Genomic DNA, 20,478 nt, shown 5'->3' with positions numbered 1-20,478 from the left:
GCTCAGCTGAGGGCGAACCGCTGGTTCGCCTGCCCGCTGCAGTCGTAGAGCTGGACCTGCTGGCCGTTGGCAGTGCCCCAGACATCCAGGCAGCGTCCGGATTGCACGCCGGTGATGGTGCCGTTGGAGTTGACGTTCCACTGCTGGTTGGCCTGGCCGTTGCAGCTGTAGATCTGGACCGCCGCGCCGTTGCCGGAGCCGGCCGCGTCCAGGCACCGGTTGCCGTACACCGTCAGTTGCTTGCTCGACGTCAGCGTCCAGGCCTGGTTGCTCTGGCCGTTGCAGTCATACAGCTGGACCCGCGTGCCGTTGGTGGTCGACGAACTCGGCACGTCGATGCACCGGCCCGACTGGGCGCCGAGGATCCGGCCGCCACCGCCCGGCGAGACCGTCGGCGAGGTGGTGGTGCCCGGCGAGGTCGGCGACGTCGTCGGGTTCGGGGAGGCCGAGTTCAGGGCGTTCAGCACCGAGGTGTACGCCGCCTTCTTGTTGCCGCTGTTGTCGAACAGCAGCGGGCTCTCGCTCGACCGCCAGGAGTCGCTGTCCCGCACGCCCCAGACGGTGATGCCGATGCAGCGCGGCACGTTCATGCAGGCCTGGGTGAGCCCGGCGTACTGCGACGTCGACGCGCTGGTCACGTCGACCTCGGTCAGCGCCACGTCCACCCCGAGGGCGGCGAAGCTCGACAGCGTGGTCGGGAAGTTGCCCGGCAACGAGCTGCCGCCGGTGAAGTGGGTCTGCAGGCCGACGCAGTCGATCGGCACGCCGCGGGACTTGAAGTCCCGGATCATGTTGTAGACGCCCTGCGTCTTGCCGTAGGACCAGTTCTCGATGTTGTAGTCGTTGTAGCAGAGCTTGACCGACGGGTCGGCGGCGCGCGCCGTGCGGAACGCCACCTCGATCCAGTCGTTGCCGGTGCCCTGCAGGTTGGACGACCGGCGGCTGCCGTCCTCGTTGAACGCCTCGTTGACCACGTCCCAGGCCGCGAGCTTGCCCTTGTAGTGGGCCATCACGCCGTTGATGTGGTCGATCATCGCCTGGCGCAGGCTGCTGCCGTTGAGGCTCTGCATCCAGCCCGGCTGCTGCGAATGCCAGGCGAGGGTGTGACCGCGGACCTTGAGGCCGCGCTGGGTCGCCCAGTTGTAGATCTGGTCGCCCGAGTTGAAGCTGAACTGCCCGCGGTTCGGCTCGGTCGCGTCCGGCTTCATCTCGTTCTCGGCGGTGACCATGTTGAACTCGCGCCCGGCGATGGTGGTGTAGGTCGAGTCACCGAGGCGGCTCGCGGCGATCGCGGTGCCGAAGTAGCGGCCGGACTGGGCGGCGGCCGCGCCGAGCGTGCTCGCCGCGGCGTTCGCGTCCGGCATCACCATCACGACGCCGAGCGACGCGACGGCGGCCACGGCCGCGGCGATCAGCGGCCGGACCCGCGGCGACCGCGCACGGGGGGATTCGGGGATTTGGGCAGGGGAGCTCGTTGCCACGATGGCGTCCTTTCAGGGAATGGGGAATGACGCGACCGGAACCGGAGAACAACGGATTTCGATGTGAGGCGATGCTGTCACGGTAACAACAGTGAAACAACAGCTTCCGGAGAACTTCCGGAAGTTATCGGTCGCACTCATCCGGAAAAGAGCGAAATAAACAGGCATTACGGCCGCCGAGATCGCCGTTCCGACCCCTCTCAAGATCCATCATTTCGAAACTTCCGGACTACTTAAAAGCGTTATCCGGACGACCGCTGGAAAGTCGTCGAATTGCTATCGGCTCAGCCCGGCGGCCAGATCGGAGACGGTATGCGCCCGGATACCGGCGAGCCGGCCCGCCGCCGCGCGTACATGTTCCTGGGCGGCCACCGCCAGTCCGTCGTAGACCGCCGTGAAGAGATCCCGGGCCGGCTCACGCAGCCAGCCCGGTGGCAGCAGCGCGATCGGCAGGTGCGGGTCGAGGATGGGCAGCCGGCGGTAGGTGTCCATCACCTCGGTGCGAGCCCGGACCGCCGCCGCGCCGGTGATCGCCGGGGGCAGCGCCGGGCTCCACCGCCGGATGAACAACTCGTACTGCCGTGCGATCTCCGCCGTGTCCCACGCGTCGAGCGGGTTCCGCCGGACGGTCGCGTCGAGCTCGACGTGCCGGGCGCGGAAGACGGTCAGGGTGCCGAGGGTCAGCTCGGCGAGCCGCGCTCTGGTCTTCTCGCTGAGGTCGTGCGGGGAGATCCACAGCCCGTCGTACAGCGGCGCGTACCCCATCCAGCGCAACTGGCCGCGCAGCCCGCGCCGGAGCGCGCCCTCCTCCTGCGGGAGCGAGAAGGCGATCAGCGTCCAGTTCCCGTCCCACGACGCGCCGGGCGCTCCGGCGATGGCGCTGCCGCCGATGGCCAGGAACGTGGCGGCCGCCGCGGCCAGCAGGGCCGTCACCGCCGCGCCGGTGAGTTTCCGGAGGGACATCACGATGCCTCGATTCGGCGATGGGGAGCTCGCCGGCCCCGGGGAGCCGGGCCGGCGAGGGGACGGGTCAGCCCTTGCCGAGGCCGCTGGTCAGGCCGCCGATCAGCTGACGCTCGGCGAGCGCGTAGCAGATCAGGGAGGGCAGCATGGCGAGCGTGACGTAGGCGAGGATGCGGGCCGTGTCGGCCGAGTACTGCGACTGGAACTGCTGCACGCCCAGCGGCAGCGTCCACCAGCGGGAGTCGTTGAAGACGATCAGCGGCAGCAGGTAGTTGTTCCAGCTGCCGACGACGGCGAGCACCGAGACGGTGCCGAGGGCGGGCCGGGCCATCGGCAGCAGGATGCGCCAGAAGAACCGGAACGGTCCGCACCCGTCGAGCACCGCCGACTCCTCGACCTCGGCCGGGATGGTGCGGAAGAAGCTGCGCAGGATGACGATCGTGATCGGCAGGCCGAACGCCACCTGCGGGAGGATGACGCCGAGCGGATTGCCGAGCAGGTTCATGCCGCGCAGCAGCACGAACAGCGGGAGGATGGCGACCGCGAACGGGAACATCAGCCCGATCGCGAACAGCGTGAACAGGAACTCCCGGCCGGGGAAGGCGAAGCGCGCGAAGATGAACGCGGCCATCGCGCCGACCCCCACCACCAGGGCCGTGCTGGCCACGGCGATGACGACACTGTTGGCCGCCTGCTGCCAGAACGCCGTCGAGCGGAGCGCGTCGAGGTAGTTGCCGGGCAGCCACGGGTCGGGCAGCCCGAACGGGTTGGTGAACAGCTGGCCGTTGTCCTTGAACCCGCCGAGGATGCCGAAGACGATCGGCACCACGACGGCGGCACCGACGACGAGGCTGGTCGTGTGCAGGGCCGCGGAACGGGTCCGGGTCATCATCGCTGGTCCCCCATCGTGGTGACCGCGCCCTCGAGGTCGCGGCGCAGCACGAACCGCTGGTACAGCAGGCCGAAGGTGACGCTGATCAGGAAGATGACCATGCTGATCGCGCTGGCGTAGCCCACGTGGTACCGCTTGAAGCCCTCCTGGAACATCGTCACGGCCAGGGTTTCCGAGGATCGGATCGGCCCGCCGCCGGTCAGCACCCAGACCATGTCGAAGAGCTGGATCGTCCCGAGAACGGACAGGAACACGCTGATCCGGATGGTCGGGCCGAGAAGCGGCAGGGTGATGTGCCGGAAGGCCTGCCACGGCCCGGCACCGTCCATCGCGGCCGCGTCGTGCAGCTCCGGCGGGATGCTCTGCCGGCCGGCCAGGTAGAGGATCGTGTGGAAGCCGAAGTACTTCCACGAGATCACGAAGAACAGCGCATACATCACGGTGTCGGTGTCGGCGAGCCAGGTCCCGGCGATCAGGCCCTGATTGGGCGAGAAGACCATCGTGAACAGGACCGCGGTCACCACTTCGGACAGCACGTAGGGCGCGAAGAACAGCATCCGGTAGACCCGGCGGCCGCGCAGCGGCTCGTTGAGCAGCATCGCCAGGGCCAGCGAGATCGGGATCTGAATGCCCAGCGACAGGGTGATCAGCAGCAGCGTACGGCGCAGGTCGCCGACGAAGATCTCGTCGGTGAGCAGGCGCCGGAAGTTGTCCAGCCCGACGAAGTTGCTGGGCGCGCCGAAGCCGTTCCAGTTGAAGAAGCTGGCGTAGGCGGCCACCACGATCGGGGTGAGCACCAGGAGTCCGAAGAGGAACAGCGCCGGGCTCAGGAACAGCGCCACGGTCGGCCAGGGACGGCGCCGCCGGCGGACGGCCTCGGCCGGCGGCGGTATCGCGGCCGGAGCCGGCCGTCGCTCGTCGGTGAGCACCGCGGTCAGCCCTGCTTCGCCGCGGTGGTGATCGCCTGGGCGACCTTCTCCGGCGTCGCCTTCCCGGCCAGCAGCTCGGCCACGCTGTCGTTGACCTGCTGGCCGACGGCCGGCGCGTAGGCCTGGTCGAGGTAGAGCTGGAAGCCAGTGGACGCGGCCAGCGCCTTGCCGACCAGTTTGAGGTTGGGGTCGGTCACCGCGTCCCCGGCCGCGGCGACGACCGGCAGCACTCCCGCCGTCTTGGCCTCGATCCGGGCGTTCTCGGGCTGCGCGATGAACTTGAGGAACTCGATCGCCTCCGGTGGCGCGTCCTTGCCGACGGCGAACCCGCCGCCACCGCCGAACACGTCCGTCCCCTGCCCCTTGCCGCCGTCGACCGCGGGGAAGGCGAAGAAGCCGAGCTTGTCGCCGAGGCCTTTCTTGCCGGCCGAGTTGTCCCGCTGCACCACCGGCGCCCACTGGCCCATCAGCTCCATCGCGGCCTTGCCGTTGCCGACCGTGGCCGCCTGCCCGTCGGCGGTGGAGTAGCCGGCCGCCAGGAACCCGGTCTGGAACGGCTGCAACGCCACCAGCTCGGCCAGCCGGGTGCCGGCCGCCACGAAGTCCGGCGTGCTGAAGTTCTTGTCGGCGGCGGCCTGCCGCAGGGCGTCCAGACCGCCGACCCGCATCGCCAGGTAGGCCCAGTAGTAGTGGCCCGGCCACTTCTCCTTGCCGGCGAGGGCGATCGGGGTGGTGCCCGCGGCCTTCAACCGGCGCACGGCGTCGAGATAGTCGGCCCAGGTGGCCGGCGGGGCGTTGACGCCGGCCCGGGCGAAGAGCTCCTTGTTGTACCAGAACCCGACCATCCCGGTGTCCACCGCGGACGCGTAGGTCTTCCCGCCGCTGCTGTAGGCGTCGAGCGCGGTCGGGATCAGGGTGTCCTTCCAGCCGCCGACGTCCGCGGTGAGGTCCTTGACCATGCCCGCCTCGGCCTGCTGGAAGAGCACCCCGCCACCCCAGGTGTGGAAGATGTCCGGCGGGTCGCCGGCCTGGATGTTGGTGGTCAGCTTGGTCTTGAACGCCTCGTTCTCCAGTGGAGTGATCTTGAATTTCACGCCCGGGTGAGCGGTCTCGAAGCGGCTCGCCATGGCGGCCCACTGCGAGAGCATCGGGTCGGTGTTGGCGATGTGCCACCAGCGGATCGCCCTGGTCCCGGTGGACGACTCGCCCTCGCCGTCACTGCAGCCGCCGAGGACCGCAGCCGCGGCGCCGGCGCCGGCGAACTCCAGGAACGTTCGTCTATTGAACCGGATCGACGACATCACGGATCTCCCTTCCAGGCAATTCACGGAATAGGAAGCAGCGAAAGTTGCGGACATTGATCCTCGCCACTTTTCGGCTGCAAGCGCACGTTACGGCCGTATGTCTGGTCGGTCAAGACCGTTTGCCGTCAATGGCAATTGCGGAAAGTTCGGGGGCAGATCGATACTTTCGGAACACAATTGCCCGCTGAAAAGTCGTTATGAAAAGCCATGCCGGGAAGTCGTGTGCAACCCTGTGACCGGTCCGGGTGTGTAGTGGCCGTGACAGCAATCGCCGGAACGAGACCGGAGGCGCTGCCCGCCGTGCCGAACGAGACATCGTCCTTCGACGAGATCTATGCCGCGCACTACGGCGACCTCACCGTGCAGCTCTATGCCTACTTCGGGGATCGGCAGGAGGCCCAGGACGTCGTCCAGGAGGCGTTCTGCCGGGCGTACGCGAAGTGGCGCACCATGTCCCGCTACGACGACCCGGTCGCCTGGGTGCGCCGGGTCGCCTGGAATCTGGCCATCAACGGATGGCGCCGCAAGCGCACCGCCGGCCGTTTCCTGCGCCGCCAGCGGCCGGCCGAGCCGCAGATCGACGGGCCCGGCCCGGAACGGGTCGCGCTGATCGCGGCCCTGGCCACCCTCCCCGACCATCACCGCCGCGCGGTCGTGCTGCATTACCTCGCCGACCAGTCGGTCGCCGAGATCGCCGACCGGCTGGGCGTCGCCGAGGGAACTGTGAAGTCCTGGTTGCACCGGGCCCGCACGGCCCTGGCCGCCCAGCTCGATCTCGCCGAATCGGAGGACCCGCGATGACCGACGAACTCGAGAAGCTCTTCAAGGACCTGCGCACCACCACCCTGAGCGAGATCGTCCCGCCGGGCACGCCGCAAATTCGAGCCACCGTACGCCGCCGGCGCGGGACAACCGCACTCGTCGGCACCGGGGCCGCGGTCGCCACCGTGCTGCTCGGCGCGGGCGTGGCGCTGTATCCGGGCTCCGGCACCGAATACGACGTGGGTGACCCCACCCTGCCCAGCGTCTCGGCGTCGGACGTGCCGGTGATGCCGGAGCCGTCCGGGCCGGCGTTCGACCGGATGCAGGCGGCCGGCGAGCTGCTCGCCGACCGCGACAAGACCCCGACGTCGATCAACGCGACCGCCGCGGTGGTCGCCGCGTCCTACGAGAACCGGATGAACGACATGCCGGCCGACACCTACACGTTCCACTTCTACTGCGTCGGGGAAGGCTCGGTCGACGTCGTGGTCAAGCAGGGCGACAGGGGCAACACGGTGCTGGGCCAGGGCACCGCGACCTGCGCCGAGCACGACGCCACGCCGCTCACCCTGACGATCCGCCAGCCGAAGTGGGACAGCCTGCGGATCTCCGCCGCCGGTGACGCCCGATCGGCCGGCCAGGCCGGCTTCGCCTTCGAGTTCCTCAGCGCGACCGGCCGGACCACGTTCGGCCCGTCCGGCCCGCCGTCGTCGGTGCTGCCGACCGTGGCGATCTCGAGCGGGCGATAGGAAGCGGGGGCCCGGCTTTCCGCGTACGGACGGAAGCCGGGCCCCGGAAATTCACCAGCGCAGGAAGTTGTCCTGGGTCTGGGCGTTGAAGACGTTCGTCCGGAAGTGCTTGGCGATCGCCGTGCGCGGGTCCTTGAGCTCGAGCACGTCGACGCCCTTGGCCATGTCGTTGGAGTAGATGAAGCCGTTGTACCAGTACGCCGACCAGGAACCGCCGACGACGAACTGGGTGGCCGAGATCGGGCCCCGCTCCCAGTGCGCGAGCTCGCGCGGGTGGCGCGAGTCGGTGAAGTCCCAGACCGAGATGCCGCCCTGGTACCACGCCTGCACCATGATGTCGCGGCCCGGCACCGGGATCAGTGAGCCGTTGTGCGCCACGCAGTTCTCGGTGTCGGCGTTCGTCCGCGGGATCTTGAAGTAGCTGCCGAAGACGAGCTTGCCGCGGACGATGTCGTAGACGGCGTCGGCACCGCGGTCCGGGCCGATCGTCGGGTTGCAGGTCGCCGCCCCGCCGCCGCCCAGCTCGTCGGTGAAGACCACCTTCGTGCCGCTGTTGTTGAACGTCGCCGAGTGCCAGAACGAGAAGTTGACGGTGTCCCGGACCGACGTGATGACCCGCGGCGCGGTGCGCTTGGAGATGTCGAAGAGCACGCCGTCACCCATGCAGGCGCCGGCGGCGAGGTCCTTCTCGGCGTACACGGTGATGTCGTGGCAGCCGGTCGTCGGCGAATGGCCGGTGCTGCCGCCGTAACCGCCGTCCGGGAACAGCACCGGCGCGGCCACCACCGTGGCGGCGGCCGGGTTGCGCTCGGGCACCTGGATGATCGAGATCTTGTCGTGCGGGAGCGCGCAGTTCGGCTGGTCGACCCCGGCCAGGTTGTACGACGAGATGTACAGGTAGAGGTTCGGGTCGTGGCGCTTGCCGGGCACCAGCGTCTGGGTGTGCGAGCCGCAGTCCGTCTTGACCGACTTCAGATACCGCGGGGTCAGCGGGTCACTGATGTCGAAGATCTTGATGCCTTCCCAGCGCTCGCCGGGCGCGGCCGTGGTCGAGGCCACGTTGTCGCAGGAGTCGTTGCTGCGCTGCGAGTCGGTGCCGAGGAAGAGCAGGTGGCCGCTGATCGAGATGTCGTTCTGCGAGCCGGGGCAGAGCACCTGGGTCGCCACCGTCGGCGCCTTCGGATTCTTGATGTCGTAGACGGCGAATCCGTTGTAGTTGCCGCCGTAGGCGTAGCGGCCCTGGAACGCCCAGTCCGAGTTGATGGAGGTGGCGAACGGGCCGGTCTTGTCGAGGTGGGCGACCTGGGTCAGGTTCGGGCTGCTGACGATCTCGTCGACGCCGGGGATCGCCGTGGTTGCTCCGCTCGCGGGCGCCGACAGCAGCGCTGCGACCAGCATGGCTGCGCCGGTGAGCAACCACCCTCGTGAGGCGGTGTGCTTCATACAGCTCCTTCCGAATAACAGTAAGTATTCGCTTAAGTCGGTACAGTAGCGGAGTGATTCGACGATCATCGATTGTTATCGCCGGACTCGCGGTCGCGGCGGCAGCCGGATTAGCGGTCGCGGCAAGGGCCGGCGCGGGCGGATCGGCGGCGGCGCCCAGGTCTTCGGCGGCCTCGGCCTCGGCTTCCAGCCCGGCGGTCCGCGTCGTGCTGCCCGGCCGCCCCGGCGAATCCGCCCGGGTCAGCGACTCCGACAAGGTGGCGGCGCCGGACGGGTCGACCTACAACGTGATCGACACCACGTTCGTCCAGATGATGATCGTCCACCACGGACAGGCGATCGAGATGGCGTCGCTGGCCGGCACGCGGGCCGGCGACGATCAGCTGCGCGCGCTGGCCGGCCGGATCGGCGCGGCCCAGGGCCCCGAGGTGGCCTGGATGCGGGCCTGGCTGCGGGATCGGGGCCTCCCGGAGAGCGACCCGGGGCACGACCACACCGGCATGCCGGGCATGCAGAGCGCGGCCGACCTGACCGCCCTGGCCGGTCTGAGCGGGCCGGCCTTCGACCGCCGCTTCGCGACCATGATGACCGCCCACCACCAAGGCGCCGTCCAGATGGCCGGCGACGTCCTGGGCGGCGGCAGCGACGAGCGGCTGCGCGAGGTGGCCGGCGAGATGGCGGTCGAGCAGAGCAGCGAGATCCGCCGCATTCAGGAACTGGACCTGGCCGCCTGATCGCGCAACCACGCGACGACGTCGGCGGCGCCGCTGCGGGTCGCCGCATCCAGCGGGGTCAGCCGTTCCCAGCCGGGGATCCCGTTGAGGTCGGCGCCGTGGCCGAGCAGGACCTGCGCGGCGGCCAGTTGCCCGCCGTGGCAGGCGCCCCAGAACGCCTCGTCGACCGCGGCCGGCGCCGGGCGGGTGGTCTCGGTGAAGTAGGCCGCCAGGCGGTCGAGCAGGCCCAGCGCCGCGGCGTGCCACAGTGTCGTCCGCGCCCCGCGCTCGACCAGGCGCCGCGCCGCCCGCCACTGCGCGAAGGCGGTCGCGTCGTCCAGTGGGGTGCCGCCGGCGATGACCGCGCCCGGGGCGTCGATCTCGGCGCCGGCGTCCAGCAGCGCGTCGAGCACGCCGACGTCGTCGCAGCTGGCCGCCCAGTGCAGCGGCGTCTCGGTGTGCGCTCCGGCGAACCGGGCGTTGACGTCGGCCCCGGCCTCGACCAGCACGGCCACCATGGCCGGCCCGTCCGGGAAGTGGCCCGGCCAGTCGGTGAGCACGTGCAGCAGGGTCCGTTCGCCGATCCGGCCGGTGGCCAGGCCGGGCTGCTCGGCCAGCAGCCGCCGCAGCGTGCCGGTGTCGCCGCCGCGGATGGCCTCGGCGACCGTCACCGCGAGGGGGTCTTCCCGGTCGAGGACGAGCACAAGGGAACTTTAGAGGATCGGGCGGCCGACGTTCCGGCTGCGACCGCGGAACTCGGCGATCGGCTCGCCCGTACCCAGCCGGAACACGGTGACGTCGTAGACCCCGGTGCGGCCCTTCAGGGCTCGCTCCTGCGCGCGGGCCAGCAGGTGGTCGCCGATCCGGCCGGGTTCGAGGAAGGTGATGTCGAACCCGGCCGCGAGCGACAGGACGCCGTAGGAGTTGCAGGCGACCGCGAACGCCGTGTCGGCGAGCGTCGCGATCAGGCCGCCGTGGCAGATGTCCCAGCCGTTGGCCATGTCCGGCCGGACCAGCATGGAGACCTCGCCGGTGCCGGGGGCGACACTGCGAAGCTCGATGCCCAGCGACCGGGCCGCTCGGTCGGCGGCGAGCATGGTCTCGGCCGATCGCCGGGCGGTCTCCTCGGGACTCATGACTGGCTGAATCCCATCCGGGCCAGCACGGCCGACTCGACGACGCCGAGCGCCTGGTAGATCAGCAGCGTCGCGAGGGTGATCAGCACGGCCAGGGCCCATACCGCGCCGATCTGCGACTCGCCGACGGCGGCGACGATCGCGTACCCGATGCCCTTGCCGGTGGCCAGCCACTCGGCGATCAGGGCGCCGGTGATCGCGCCCGGTGCGGAGATGCGCACCGCCGCGAACAGTGCCGGCAGCGCGGCCGGGACCGCGATCTTGCGGAGCGTCTGCCAGCGGCCGGCGCCGTAGACGGTGGCCAGGTCGATCGCGGCCCGCGGCGCGCTGCGCAGGCCGAAGGTGATGTTGACCAGCGCCGGGAAGAGCACCACCAGGCCGCCCATCACGGCGACCGTCGCGGTGCTCCGGCCGAAGATCAGCACCAGGATCGGCGCGATCGCGATCAGCGGCACCGACTGGAGCAGCAGCACGATCGGCAGCAGCGCGCTCTCCAGCGGCCGGACCAGCAGGAACAACGCCGCGACGAGCAGCGCTACGCCGAGGCCGGCGACGAACCCGATCAGCGAGTCGGCGAGGGTCGCGCCGAGCAGGTGCACCGCCTCCGACCGGTTCTGCGCCGCCTTCGGCAGGGTGAAGAAGTAGTCGACGACGTCCATCGGGCTCTTGCCGACGAACGCGGGGACCCCGAAGACGCGCAGCCCGGCCACCCACAGCACCAGGATCGCGACGATCGAGATGGCGGCCCGGCCAGTGCTGCGGCCGATGGCCCGCGCCACGCGCAAGCCGGTCATCGGCCCTCCTTCGTTCCGGCCGCCCACGGCGCGGCGAACCGGCCGATCAGCGCCACGATCAGATAGCCGGCCAGCGAGACCAGCCCGGCGACGAGTGCGATGCCCCAGGTCCGCGGGATCTGCAGGGTCTGCTGGGCGTTGATCAGGGCCGGCCCGACACCCACGTCGACGCCGCCGAGGTATTCGCCGAGCACCGCGCCGAGGAAGGCCGAGGGGGCGGCGACCTTCAGCGCGGTCAGGATGCTGGGGATCGCCGCGATGATCCGCACCTTGGTGAGCTGCTGCCAGCGGGACCCGCCGTACGCGGCGACCAGGTCCAGGGTGGCCTTGTCGGCCGCCTTGAGACCGAGCAGCGCGCCGACCACCGTGGTGAAGAAGACCAGCATGCCGGCCAGGAACACCGCGGTGCCGGCCACCTCGCCGCTCTGCGGCGGGTCGATCAGGATGCGCAGGATCGGGCCGATCGCCACGATCGGGATGCAGTAGGAGACGACCGCGAGCTGGGAGACGATCCCCTCCAGCTGCCGGACCACCATCACCGCCGCGGCCAGCGCGATCGCGATGAGGTTGCCGCCGACGTAGCCGATCACCGCCTCGCGCAGGGTCAGGGAGACGTTCGGGCCGTAGAACGAGAAGCCGTCGCGGACCGCGGTGGAGACGACCCGGGCCGGGTCGGGGATCGATCCGCCGCCGTCGGCCGAGGCGGCACCGACATGCTTCAGGACGGTGTCGGCCAGAAGCCACCAGATCGCGATGAGCCCGGCCGCCCCGGCGCCGGCGCGCAGCCACCCCCTCACGAGGTGCTCGCCGCCGGCGTCGCGCCCTCGAACAGCAGGGCCGACGCGCGGTCCTGCAGCGCGTGGAACTCCGGCGTCCGCAGCATCTCGGCGGTGCGCGGCCGGGGCAGGTCGACGTCGATCACCTCGACCACCCGCCCGGGCCGGGCGCTCATCACCGCGACCCGGTCGGACAGGAAGATCGCCTCGCCGATGCCGTGGGTGACCATCAGGGTGGTGGCCGGCTTCTCGCCGAGAATGCGCAGCAGCTCGCCGTTGAGCCGCTGCCGGGTCATGTCGTCGAGCGCGCCGAACGGCTCGTCGAGCAGCAGCACCGACGGCTTGAGCACCAGCGACCGGGCGATCGCGACCCGCTGCCGCATGCCGCCGGACAGCTGCGCCGGCTTCGCCTTCTCGAAGCCCCGCAACCCGACCAGCTCGATCAGCCCGGTGATCAGGCCCGGTTCCGGCTTGACCCCGGCCACCTCGAGCGGCAGCCGGATGTTGCTCTCCACCGACCGCCAGCTCAGCAGCGCCGCGTCCTGGAACGCGATGCCGAGCGCGTGCGACTCGCGCAACTCGCGGGGTGTCTTCCCCTCGACGGTGGCGGTGCCCTCGGACGCCGTCTCCAGACCGGCGAGGATCCGCAGGATCGTCGACTTGCCGCATCCGCTCGGACCGAGCAGGGAGAGGAACTCCCCCTGCCCGGTCGAGAGGGACACGTCCTGCAACGCCGTGACGACCGACCCGCGGAGGGAGAAGCTCTTGCTCAGGCCGCGGATGTCGATGCCGGTTTCAGGCATGTCGTGGTTCTCCGATCGACGAGCAGGTCACTTGAGCAGGTCCGGGTGGTCCTTGTAGACCTCGGCGATCAGCGAGGTGTCGAAGAGGTCGCCGGCCGCGATCTGGACGCCGGACGCCTTCAGCGTCGCGAGGCTGGTGGCGATCGCCTGATCCGAGATGGTGAGCAGGCCGTTGGTCGCCGTCTCGTCGCTCTGGATCAGCTTGTTCGCCTCGGTGGCCTGCAGTTTCTGGGTCGCGGCGTCCAGGTCGAGCGTCTTGCCGTAGTTTTTCACCGCCAGGTCGACGGCGCCGTCGGTATCGGCGACCGCGTCCTTCCAGCCCCGGATCGTCGCGTAGAGGAAGTCCTTCAGCGCCGCCCGCTTGGTGTTGATCGAGTCCGTGCTGACCACGAAGCTCTCGGTCACGAACGGCAGCCCGTTGTCGGCGAACGGGAGGTTCTGCACCTGGAAGCCGCGCTGCTTCAGGGTGATCGACTCGCTGGTCACGAAGGCCAGGTAGCCGTCGACCTCGCCGTTGGTGAGCACCGACGGGTCGTACTGCACCGGCACGATCGTCACGTCGGACTCCTTGAGCCCGTTGACCGCGAGCAGCGCCTTGAACAGGCCCTCGTTGCCGGTCTGCACGCCGATCTTCTTGCCGGCCAGGTCCTTCGGCGTGGTGATGTTCGCCTTGTTCGCGAGCGACAGGATGGTGAACGGGTTCTTCTGGTAGGTCGCGCCGATGATCTTCAGCGGGGCCTGCTCGTTGTTCACCGCCTGGGCGACGGTGATCGGGTCGCTGATGCCGATCAGCGACTTGCCCGAGGCGACCTGGGTCTCGGTCGAGCCCGGGCCGGCCACCAGGTTCACCGAGCTGAACCCGGCTTCCTTGTAGTAGCCCTTCGAGTCGGCGAAGTACTCGCCGGCGAACTCGATGTCCTTGACCCAGGACAGCTGGACGGTCAGCGCGCCGTGGTCGCCGCCGGCCGAGGTGGCGGCGGAGTCGTCCCCGCCGCCGCAGGCGGTCAGGGCGAGGGCGGCGGCGGTGAGAACGGCAACGAATCGAGGCGTTGAGAATGACAGCACCGTCATAGCGGCGGCTCCTAGACTCAGAAAGGTGGGGGGCCGTGAAATTCCATCTTTAATGGAATTTTGTTCACCTATACCGAACACTAGGGACAGCAGATTTCCACCTGCGGCGCCCGTGTTTCGGTGATGTAACAGCTGGCCTGGCCAGCAAGAACAACGATCAGTACGAAGGTGGGGCACTCGAGAACAGCAGCACGGCCGGTTCGTCGGTCGGGTTCTCGAGGCGGTGCGGGCAGCTCGGGTCGTAGGACAGGGTGTCGCCCTGCCGGAGATCGAAGCGCTCGGGGCCGAGCCAGACGTCGACCCGCCCGCTCTCCACGAACACGGCCGTCTCGGCCGCGCCGTAGGCCAGCATCCCCTCGCCGGTGGTGCCGCGCGGCGCCAGCGTCGAACGGATCACCTGGAGCTTGGTGAACGCTCGTGGCGTCAGCAGCTCCTCGTCCCACTCCGCGTTGGGATGGACCAGTCGCGGACCCTGGCCGGCTCGCACCAGCCGGGAGTTCGATCGGCTCTCGAACATGCTGCCGATGGTCTGGCCGAGCGCCTTCGCGATCCGCATCAGCGTGGCGATCGAGGGGCTGGCCTCGCCCCGCTCGACCTGGGACAGGAAGCTCACCGAGACGCCCGAATCGGCGGCCAGCGACCGCAGCGACACCTTGCGCTCGAGCCGGAGCTCGCGGATGTAGGTGCCCAGCTTCCGCTCGAAGCCGGCAGCATCCGTCGTCACGTCCTCGGGCGTCGTCACGAGAGCACAGTATCGGTCGGGTGGGTTCCGGACAGTGGTGTCCACGCCGCGGTCAGCGCGTCCACCTTCGCCCCGATCTCCTGCACGTCGACGGTCAGCAGCCGGCCGTCCCGCACGACGGTCCGGCCGCCGACGACCACCCGCTCCACCGCTTCCGGCAGCATCGAGTAGACGACGTTCTGGGTCGCGGTCCGCCGCGGCCGCAGCGACGGCGCGGTCAGGTCGAGGCCGACCAGGTCGGCCCGGTAGCCGGGGGCGATCAGCCCGACCGGCAGGCGCAGCGCCCGGCCGCCGGCCGACGTGCCCATCCGCAGCGCGTCGGTCGCGGTCAGCGCGGTCCCGTCCCGGTCGAGCGCCTTGGCCAGCAGGGCGGCCATCCGCATCTCCTCGAACAGCGACTGGCGGCTGTTCGCGCCGCCGGCGTCGGTGCCGAGGCAGACCGGGATGCCCCGGTCGAGCATGCGGCGCACCGGCGCGATGCCGCCGCCGAGGAACGCGTTGGCCGACGGATTGTGCACCACCGTGCTGCCGTGCTCGGCCAGCAACGCGAGGTCGCCGTTGTCGACCCGGACCGCGTGCACGGCCAGGGTCCGCTCGTCGAGCACGCCGAGCGCGGCCATCCGGCCGATCGGGGTGACGCCGAACCGGGTGATCGACGTGTCCACCTCGCCCTGGCTGTCGGCCAGGTGGACGTGCACCGGGACGTCGAACTCGGCGCCGAGGGCGGCGCCCAGTTCCAGCATGACCGGGCCGGCCCCGAGCACCGAGTGCGGCGCCGGGTGGATGTCGATCAGCGGGTCGCCGGCCACGGCCGTACGCAAATCGCGGAAGTTCTTCTCGAAGAGCGCCGGGGATTCCCGGTAACGCGGCGGCCCCGGATCGGCGTCGAACATGCACCGGGCGAGCACCGCCCGCAGGCCGACCTCGCGGGCCGCCTCGATGATCGCGAGGGCGTTGTCGTTGCCGCCGTCGTGCAGGTAGAAGAACTCGACCGCGGTGGTGATGCCCATCCGGAGCATCTCGGCGAAGTCGTAGCGGGCGGCCAGCGCGATCGCGTCCCGGTCGAGCCCGGCCGCGGTCGGATGGACCAGCCGGCCCATCCAGTCGGCGAACCGCAGGTCGTCGCCGAAACCGCGGATCAGCGCCTGGAACGTGTGCCCGTGGCCGTTCACGCCGCCGGGCACGATCGCCCGGTCGGTCCAGACCTCGGCACCGTCATGATCGACGGCGATGGCGGAGGCGGGCCCGGCGGCCACGATGGTGTCGCCGTCGACAGCGATCGCGGCGTCGGCGATCCACTCGTCGCCGACGAACGCCAGGGGCGCCGTGATCAGCCGGGTCATGCCGACAGCACCTGGTCGACGAGAGCCTGGTCGCCCTCGAAGAACCGGACGGTGGCGAGCTTGCCGTCGCGGACGGTGGAGAGGATCAATCGGCGCCAGCTCACCCCGTTGGCGCTCGCCGTGGCGACCGTGACGACGTGCTCCTCGCCGGCCAGCAGGTCCTCCGGGACGAGCCGGAACGTGCCGCCGGTCAGCCGGGCCATCGTCGCGCCGAACTCCCCGACGCCGGCGTGGCCCCGATAGATCCCGGCGGCCGGGTGCGCGCCGGGCACTTCCAGCACCACGTCCTCGGCGTAGAACGGCATCGCCGCCGGCGGGCCGCCGGCCTTCATGGCGTCGAAGTAGCCGCGGAGCACCGCGAGGTTGTCGTTCATGCCACGTCCCGGATGTACGAGCCGTGGCCGGACCTGCCGACGAGTTCCTCGTCGCGGACCACGAACTGGCCGCGGACCATGGTGTGCCGGGGCCAGCCGCGCAGCGGCATGTCCTCGTAGAGCGAGTAGTCGGAGAACGTGCCCAGCCACGCCGGGTCCGGGGTGCGGGTCTTCTGCAGGTCGACGATCGCGAGGTCGGCGTCGAGGCCGACCGCGATGTCGCCCTTGCGGTGGTCGGCCTGGATCAGCTCGGCCGGGTTCTTCGCGGTGAGCTCGGCGATCCGCTGCAGCGGCAGGCCGCGGCGGTGGTAACCCTCGGAGAGCAGCACCGGCAGGGTGGTCGGCGCGCCCGGGAAACCGGCACTGGCCTTCCAGATGCCGCCCTCCTTGGCGACCCGCTGCCGGCCGACGTGGTCGGAGCCGAGCGTGTTCACGGTGCCGTCGGCCAGCGCGGCCCACAGCGCCTCCGGGTGCCCGGCCGTGCGCAGCGGCGGGTTGACCTTGCCGACGATGCCGCCGGCCCAGTCCGAGGTGTGCGTCAGGTAGTGCGGGCAGGTCTCGGCGAACAGGGAGTCGGAGGCGAACTCGAGCCGGGCCTTGCGCAGCTGGTCGAGCGAGTCGGCCGTGCTGACGTGCACGAAGTACATTCGGCAGCCGGTCTGCTGGGCGAAGAACGTCGCCTTGCGGATCGCCTCGGCCTCGACGAACGGCGGGCGGGACTCGTCCCAGGCGGCCAGGTCGTCGCGGCCGGCCGCGATCAGCTGGTCGCGCAGCACCCAGACGATCTCCGGGTTCTCCGCGTGCACGAGCAGCAGGTCGCCGCGCTCGGCGACGGCCTTGGCGATGCCGAAGAAGCGCCCGTCGTGGGTGCCCTCGACGTTGAGGTACGCGCCCTCGTCGCCGCGGAAGTGCATGAAGTACTTGAACGACCGGAGCCCGTAGCGGCTGCGCAGCTCGTCGATCTGGCCGACGTGCTCGTCGGTCATCAGCGTGCAGTGGTAGCCGAAGTCGATGTACGCGAACGCGTCCGCCGTCGTCGTGTGCTCTTCGAGCATCGGCAGGTAGGACCCGCCGTTGGAGAGCATGTACATCATCGTGGTGACGCCGCCCTTGGCCGCGGCGGCGGTGTCGGTGCGGTACTCCTCGAGGCCCGAGGTGGACAGCGCGATGTGGTTGTGCGGGTCGACGCCGCCCGGGAAGACGTGCAGGCCGGTGACGTCGACCGTCTCGGCGGCCTCGACCGCGGTGCCCGGGGTGAGGACCGCCGCGATCCGGCCGTCCCGGATACCGATGTCAGCGAGGCGGGGTACGTCGCGGGGGCGGACGACCGTGCCACCGGTCAGCAGTCGTTCGAACGGGGGTTCCATGAAAACTCCTAGAGGCCGAGAAGGCTGAGCGGGCGGTCGTCGATGATCGACTCGAGCAGCGCGGAGTCGAAGTCCAGCGACCGGAACTGGGCCAGGCAGTCGGCCGGCCGGTAGATGGGAAAGTCGGAACCGAACAGCACCCGGTCCTGGACGCCGTAGTCGAGCAGGTTCTGCAGGATCTGGGTGAGCTGCGCCGGGCGCCCGTAGCGGGCCGACAGGTCGGTGAAGACGTTCGGGTTCTTGAACATGACCGCGGCGGTCTCGAACGACCACGGCTGCCCGGCGTGCGCGATGATGATCTTCGTGTCGCGGAACGTGCGTGCCACCCGGTCGAGCAGCATCGGCTGGGCGTATTCGAGGTAGCCGCTGCGCAGGAACACGCCGCCCTGGTGGAACGTGAGTGCCAGTCCGTGGTCGGCGGCGGCCCGGTAGACGGCGAACGCCTCGTCGCTGTGCGGGTGGAAGCCCTGGTAGGGCGGGGAGAGTTTGAGCCCTGTGAGCCCGAGGTCGGTGGCGGCGTAACGCACCTTTTCGACCGCGTGCTTGTCGGACGGGTCGACGCTGCCGAACCCCCGCAACTTATCCGGATTTTTCATTACGAGACCGGCTATGTACTCGTTGGGGATGTCCAGGTCGATCTCGCAGGCGACCAGACCCAGGATCACCGCGGCGTCGATGCCGGCCTCGCTCATCGCCTCCTGGTGGGCGTCCCAGTCGCCGTCCGCGCTGGGGTGGGCGGACACGTTCGCGTCCAGCTCCGGGCCCCAGTGCGGGCCGAGGTGCTCGGGCAGCCAGGTGTGGCTGTGCCAGTCGACCCTCATGCCAGGCCGCCCAGGTATGCGCCGGCCGCTTCGGTGGTCAGCAGGTCGGCGTACTTGGACGCCAGGTCGAAGAGGGCGACCTCGTGCACCACGTCGAGCCGGTCGAAGACCGCGTCGCCGACCACGCCGACCCGGAAGCCGGCCGAAAAAGCGTCCACCGCGCTGGCCCGCACACAGCCGCTGGTGGTCGCGCCGGCCAGCAGCACGGTGTCGACGCCCCGCTGGACCAGGTGGGTGAGCAGGCCGGTCGCGAAGAACGCGCTCGGATGATCCTTGGCGATCAGCACCTCGCCGTCGTGCGGAGCGGCCTCGGCGACGAAGTCGTACGCCCCGGCGCCGGTCGAGGCCAGCGTCGGGGTCTTGCCGGCGTAACCACCGGCGGTGAGCTTCGTCTTCGGGGCGACGTGCGGGTGGAAGACCGGGATGCCGGCCGCCCGCGCCGCGGTGAGCAGCCGGGCGATCCGCTCGACGGCCGTCCAGCCGCGGTCACCGGTGGCGGTCGGGAACTCGGTCATCGCGTCCGCGATCGGCACCCGTTCGTGGCCGACCGTGCGGTACTGCACGTCGATCACGAGGAGCGCCGGGCGTACACCCAGACCGGACACCCGGCCGAAGCCGGCCCGCTCGTACAGGGTCTCGTCCGCCGCGGCGATAGCGGTCGGCCACCAGGAACTGGACATGGCGCCGAGGCTAGGTTGCCTGCTCGGCCGGTGTCAACCAATACAAGAATTTTGTCAAGAGCCACTGGACACGTATCCCGTGGGCCTGTAATCCTGTCCGGCATAGGTTCACGGCTGGTGGGAGGACGTTGTGCAGTTCGATTACTTGTTCACGATGGACAACCCGGGCAACGCCCGGTCCTATCGCGAACTCCTCGACATGGCCACGGAACAGATCGTGCATCTCGACGAATCCGGGTTCGGCACGTTGTGGCAGGGCGAGCACCACTTCGGTGGCGAGGGCTTCGAGATCAACCCCAACCCGATCCTGGCCGGGGCGTATGTCGCCGGGATCACGACGCGACTTCGGATCGGAACCGGCGCGGTTACGCCGCCGTTCTGGCACCCGCTGCGGCTGGCCGAGGACCTCGCCCTGCTCGACCAGATGAGCCGCGGCCGGCTGGACATCGGCGTCGCCCGCGGCATCCAGCGCCGCGAGTTCACCAACTTCTACCCGGCCGCCGACCGGGGCGCCGACGAGCAGCGCAACTGGCGCTTCTTCCTGGAGCACATGGAGATCCTGAAGAAGGCCTGGACCCAGGAGGCGTTCAGCCACCAGGGCGAGTTCTGGACCTTCCCGGCGCCGGGCATCCCGGACGGCGCGACGTGGTACCCGCGCAATCCGCTCTGGCGGGCCGAGGACGGCGAGTACATCGCCATGTCGATCATCCCGAAGCCGTACCAGAAGCCGTACCCGTCGCTGTGGAATCTTTTGGATAAAACGCCCGGCTTCGTCACCTCCGCGCAGGAGCGGATGAACGTGATCACCTGGCTGCGCTCCCGCGAGGGCCTTCGCGAGGTGATGGACGCCTATCAGGGCGCCCTGTCCGAGACGCTCGGCCGGCCCGCCGCGCGCGGTGAGGGCGTGTCGCTGATGCGCATGGTCTACGTCGCCGAGACGGACGCCCAGGCCGAGGCCGACACCCGCGAGCTGATCAACGCGCTCTACTCCTACGTCGGCGGGGTCCGGCCGCGCGGCATGTTCGCCAACCCCGGCGAGAAGCTCACCGACGAGGAGCAGACCGGCGAGTGGTGGAAGTTCCTCTTCCCCCGCGAGCACCTCTTCATCGGTTCGCCGGAGACCGTAAAAGCACAGATCAAGAACTTGCAGGATGAGTACGGGGTTCAGCGGCTCGTTCTGTGGTCGTGGATCCCGGGTCTCGACCAGGAGCAGGTCATGCGCTCGAACCGGCTCTTCGCCGACGAGATCATGCCGCACTTCCCGGAGCCGGCGCCCGAACCGGTCCGGCCCGAGATGCCGGCCGGCTTCGGCCCGCTGACCGGGGACTGAGGCCG

At 69.9% G+C, this 20,478-nt stretch carries 22 protein-coding genes; 4 read left to right on the top strand and 18 right to left on the bottom strand.

The window, feature by feature from the left end:
• Window positions 1-2 precede the first annotated feature (2 nt).
• The 5 genes from Adu01nite_RS14515 to Adu01nite_RS14495 all read right to left on the bottom strand — a co-directional run bounded on the left by Adu01nite_RS14515 (window position 3) and on the right by Adu01nite_RS14495 (window position 5,566).
• A complete protein-coding gene (locus Adu01nite_RS14515) occupies window positions 3-1,370 on the bottom strand; it encodes an endo-1,4-beta-xylanase (RefSeq protein ID WP_438871080.1) in 1,368 nt (455 codons plus the stop codon).
• A 387-nt stretch (window positions 1,371-1,757) separates the two neighbouring features.
• The gene (locus Adu01nite_RS14510) at window positions 1,758-2,444 is read right to left on the bottom strand and encodes a PaaX family transcriptional regulator C-terminal domain-containing protein (protein WP_203727349.1); all 687 of its coding nucleotides are present in this window, start codon (window positions 2,442-2,444) and stop codon (window positions 1,758-1,760) included.
• Window positions 2,445-2,511: 67 nt separating this feature from the next.
• On the bottom strand, window positions 2,512-3,336 hold the full coding sequence (locus tag Adu01nite_RS14505) for a carbohydrate ABC transporter permease (protein ID WP_239132394.1): 825 nt from the start codon (window positions 3,334-3,336) through the stop codon (window positions 2,512-2,514).
• Entirely contained in the window at window positions 3,333-4,265 is a 933-nt protein-coding gene (locus Adu01nite_RS14500) for a carbohydrate ABC transporter permease (RefSeq protein WP_239132393.1), read from the bottom strand. Before Adu01nite_RS14500 ends, Adu01nite_RS14505 begins: the two co-directional genes overlap by 4 nt.
• 5 nt (window positions 4,266-4,270) lie before the next feature.
• On the bottom strand, window positions 4,271-5,566 hold the full coding sequence (locus Adu01nite_RS14495; protein ID WP_203727309.1) for an extracellular solute-binding protein: 1,296 nt from the start codon (window positions 5,564-5,566) through the stop codon (window positions 4,271-4,273).
• Window positions 5,567-5,827: 261 nt separating this feature from the next.
• Here Adu01nite_RS14495 and Adu01nite_RS14490 point away from each other — a divergent pair, with 261 nt between their 5' ends.
• Together Adu01nite_RS14490 and Adu01nite_RS14485 are read left to right on the top strand one after the other, a co-directional pair.
• Entirely contained in the window at window positions 5,828-6,370 is a 543-nt protein-coding gene (locus Adu01nite_RS14490) for an RNA polymerase sigma factor (protein ID WP_438871078.1), read from the top strand.
• A complete protein-coding gene (locus Adu01nite_RS14485; RefSeq protein WP_203727305.1) occupies window positions 6,367-7,080 on the top strand; it encodes a hypothetical protein in 714 nt (237 codons plus the stop codon). Before Adu01nite_RS14490 ends, Adu01nite_RS14485 begins: the two co-directional genes overlap by 4 nt.
• A 51-nt stretch (window positions 7,081-7,131) precedes the next feature.
• Here Adu01nite_RS14485 and Adu01nite_RS14480 read toward each other — a convergent pair whose 3' ends face one another.
• Complete coding sequence (locus Adu01nite_RS14480; protein ID WP_379137546.1) at window positions 7,132-8,523, bottom strand: LVIVD repeat-containing protein; 1,392 nt, start codon at window positions 8,521-8,523, stop codon at window positions 7,132-7,134.
• A 53-nt stretch (window positions 8,524-8,576) separates the two neighbouring features.
• Here Adu01nite_RS14480 and Adu01nite_RS14475 point away from each other — a divergent pair, with 53 nt between their 5' ends.
• A complete protein-coding gene (locus tag Adu01nite_RS14475) occupies window positions 8,577-9,257 on the top strand; it encodes a DUF305 domain-containing protein (protein WP_203727302.1) in 681 nt (226 codons plus the stop codon).
• On the opposite strand, the gene Adu01nite_RS14470 is transcribed toward Adu01nite_RS14475, so the two are convergent.
• From Adu01nite_RS14470 to Adu01nite_RS14415, 12 genes are all read right to left on the bottom strand, one after another.
• Complete coding sequence (locus tag Adu01nite_RS14470; protein WP_203727300.1) at window positions 9,233-9,940, bottom strand: ankyrin repeat domain-containing protein; 708 nt, start codon at window positions 9,938-9,940, stop codon at window positions 9,233-9,235. The genes Adu01nite_RS14475 and Adu01nite_RS14470 overlap by 25 nt on opposite strands.
• Window positions 9,941-9,949: 9 nt before the next feature.
• Complete coding sequence (paaI, locus tag Adu01nite_RS14465; protein ID WP_203727299.1) at window positions 9,950-10,372, bottom strand: hydroxyphenylacetyl-CoA thioesterase PaaI; 423 nt, start codon at window positions 10,370-10,372, stop codon at window positions 9,950-9,952.
• On the bottom strand, window positions 10,369-11,166 hold the full coding sequence (locus Adu01nite_RS14460; protein ID WP_203727298.1) for an ABC transporter permease: 798 nt from the start codon (window positions 11,164-11,166) through the stop codon (window positions 10,369-10,371). The genes paaI and Adu01nite_RS14460 overlap by 4 nt, the downstream gene beginning before the upstream one ends.
• Window positions 11,163-11,963 (bottom strand): ABC transporter permease, encoded by an 801-nt coding sequence (locus tag Adu01nite_RS14455; protein ID WP_203727297.1) that lies wholly within the window; start codon window positions 11,961-11,963, stop codon window positions 11,163-11,165. The genes Adu01nite_RS14460 and Adu01nite_RS14455 overlap by 4 nt, the downstream gene beginning before the upstream one ends.
• Entirely contained in the window at window positions 11,960-12,745 is a 786-nt protein-coding gene (locus tag Adu01nite_RS14450; RefSeq protein ID WP_203727296.1) for an ABC transporter ATP-binding protein, read from the bottom strand. The genes Adu01nite_RS14455 and Adu01nite_RS14450 overlap by 4 nt, the downstream gene beginning before the upstream one ends.
• 27 nt (window positions 12,746-12,772) lie before the next feature.
• Window positions 12,773-13,816, bottom strand: coding sequence for an ABC transporter substrate-binding protein (locus tag Adu01nite_RS14445; RefSeq protein WP_203727295.1), 1,044 nt, complete (start codon window positions 13,814-13,816; stop codon window positions 12,773-12,775).
• A gap of 157 nt (window positions 13,817-13,973) precedes the next feature.
• On the bottom strand, window positions 13,974-14,558 hold the full coding sequence (locus Adu01nite_RS14440; protein WP_203727294.1) for a helix-turn-helix domain-containing protein: 585 nt from the start codon (window positions 14,556-14,558) through the stop codon (window positions 13,974-13,976).
• Entirely contained in the window at window positions 14,555-15,901 is a 1,347-nt protein-coding gene (locus tag Adu01nite_RS14435) for an amidohydrolase family protein (protein WP_203727293.1), read from the bottom strand. The genes Adu01nite_RS14440 and Adu01nite_RS14435 overlap by 4 nt, the downstream gene beginning before the upstream one ends.
• Window positions 15,898-16,275: a nuclear transport factor 2 family protein gene (locus Adu01nite_RS14430; protein ID WP_203727291.1), complete on the bottom strand. Its 378-nt coding sequence runs from the start codon at window positions 16,273-16,275 to the stop codon at window positions 15,898-15,900. The genes Adu01nite_RS14435 and Adu01nite_RS14430 overlap by 4 nt, the downstream gene beginning before the upstream one ends.
• A complete protein-coding gene (locus tag Adu01nite_RS14425; RefSeq protein ID WP_203727289.1) occupies window positions 16,272-17,642 on the bottom strand; it encodes a dihydroorotase in 1,371 nt (456 codons plus the stop codon). Before Adu01nite_RS14425 ends, Adu01nite_RS14430 begins: the two co-directional genes overlap by 4 nt.
• A gap of 8 nt (window positions 17,643-17,650) precedes the next feature.
• A complete protein-coding gene (locus Adu01nite_RS14420; protein WP_203727287.1) occupies window positions 17,651-18,463 on the bottom strand; it encodes an amidohydrolase family protein in 813 nt (270 codons plus the stop codon).
• Entirely contained in the window at window positions 18,460-19,143 is a 684-nt protein-coding gene (locus Adu01nite_RS14415; protein WP_203727285.1) for an isochorismatase family protein, read from the bottom strand. The genes Adu01nite_RS14420 and Adu01nite_RS14415 overlap by 4 nt, the downstream gene beginning before the upstream one ends.
• Window positions 19,144-19,273: 130 nt before the next feature.
• On the opposite strand from Adu01nite_RS14415, the gene Adu01nite_RS14410 reads away from it, so the two are divergent.
• A complete protein-coding gene (locus Adu01nite_RS14410) occupies window positions 19,274-20,473 on the top strand; it encodes an LLM class flavin-dependent oxidoreductase (protein WP_203727283.1) in 1,200 nt (399 codons plus the stop codon).
• Window positions 20,474-20,478: the final 5 nt, after the last annotated feature.

It is taken from the genome of Paractinoplanes durhamensis (genome assembly GCF_016862175.1).
GTDB lineage: Bacteria > Actinomycetota > Actinomycetes > Mycobacteriales > Micromonosporaceae > Actinoplanes > Actinoplanes durhamensis.
This window is presented reverse-complemented; position numbering and strand designations above follow the sequence as displayed.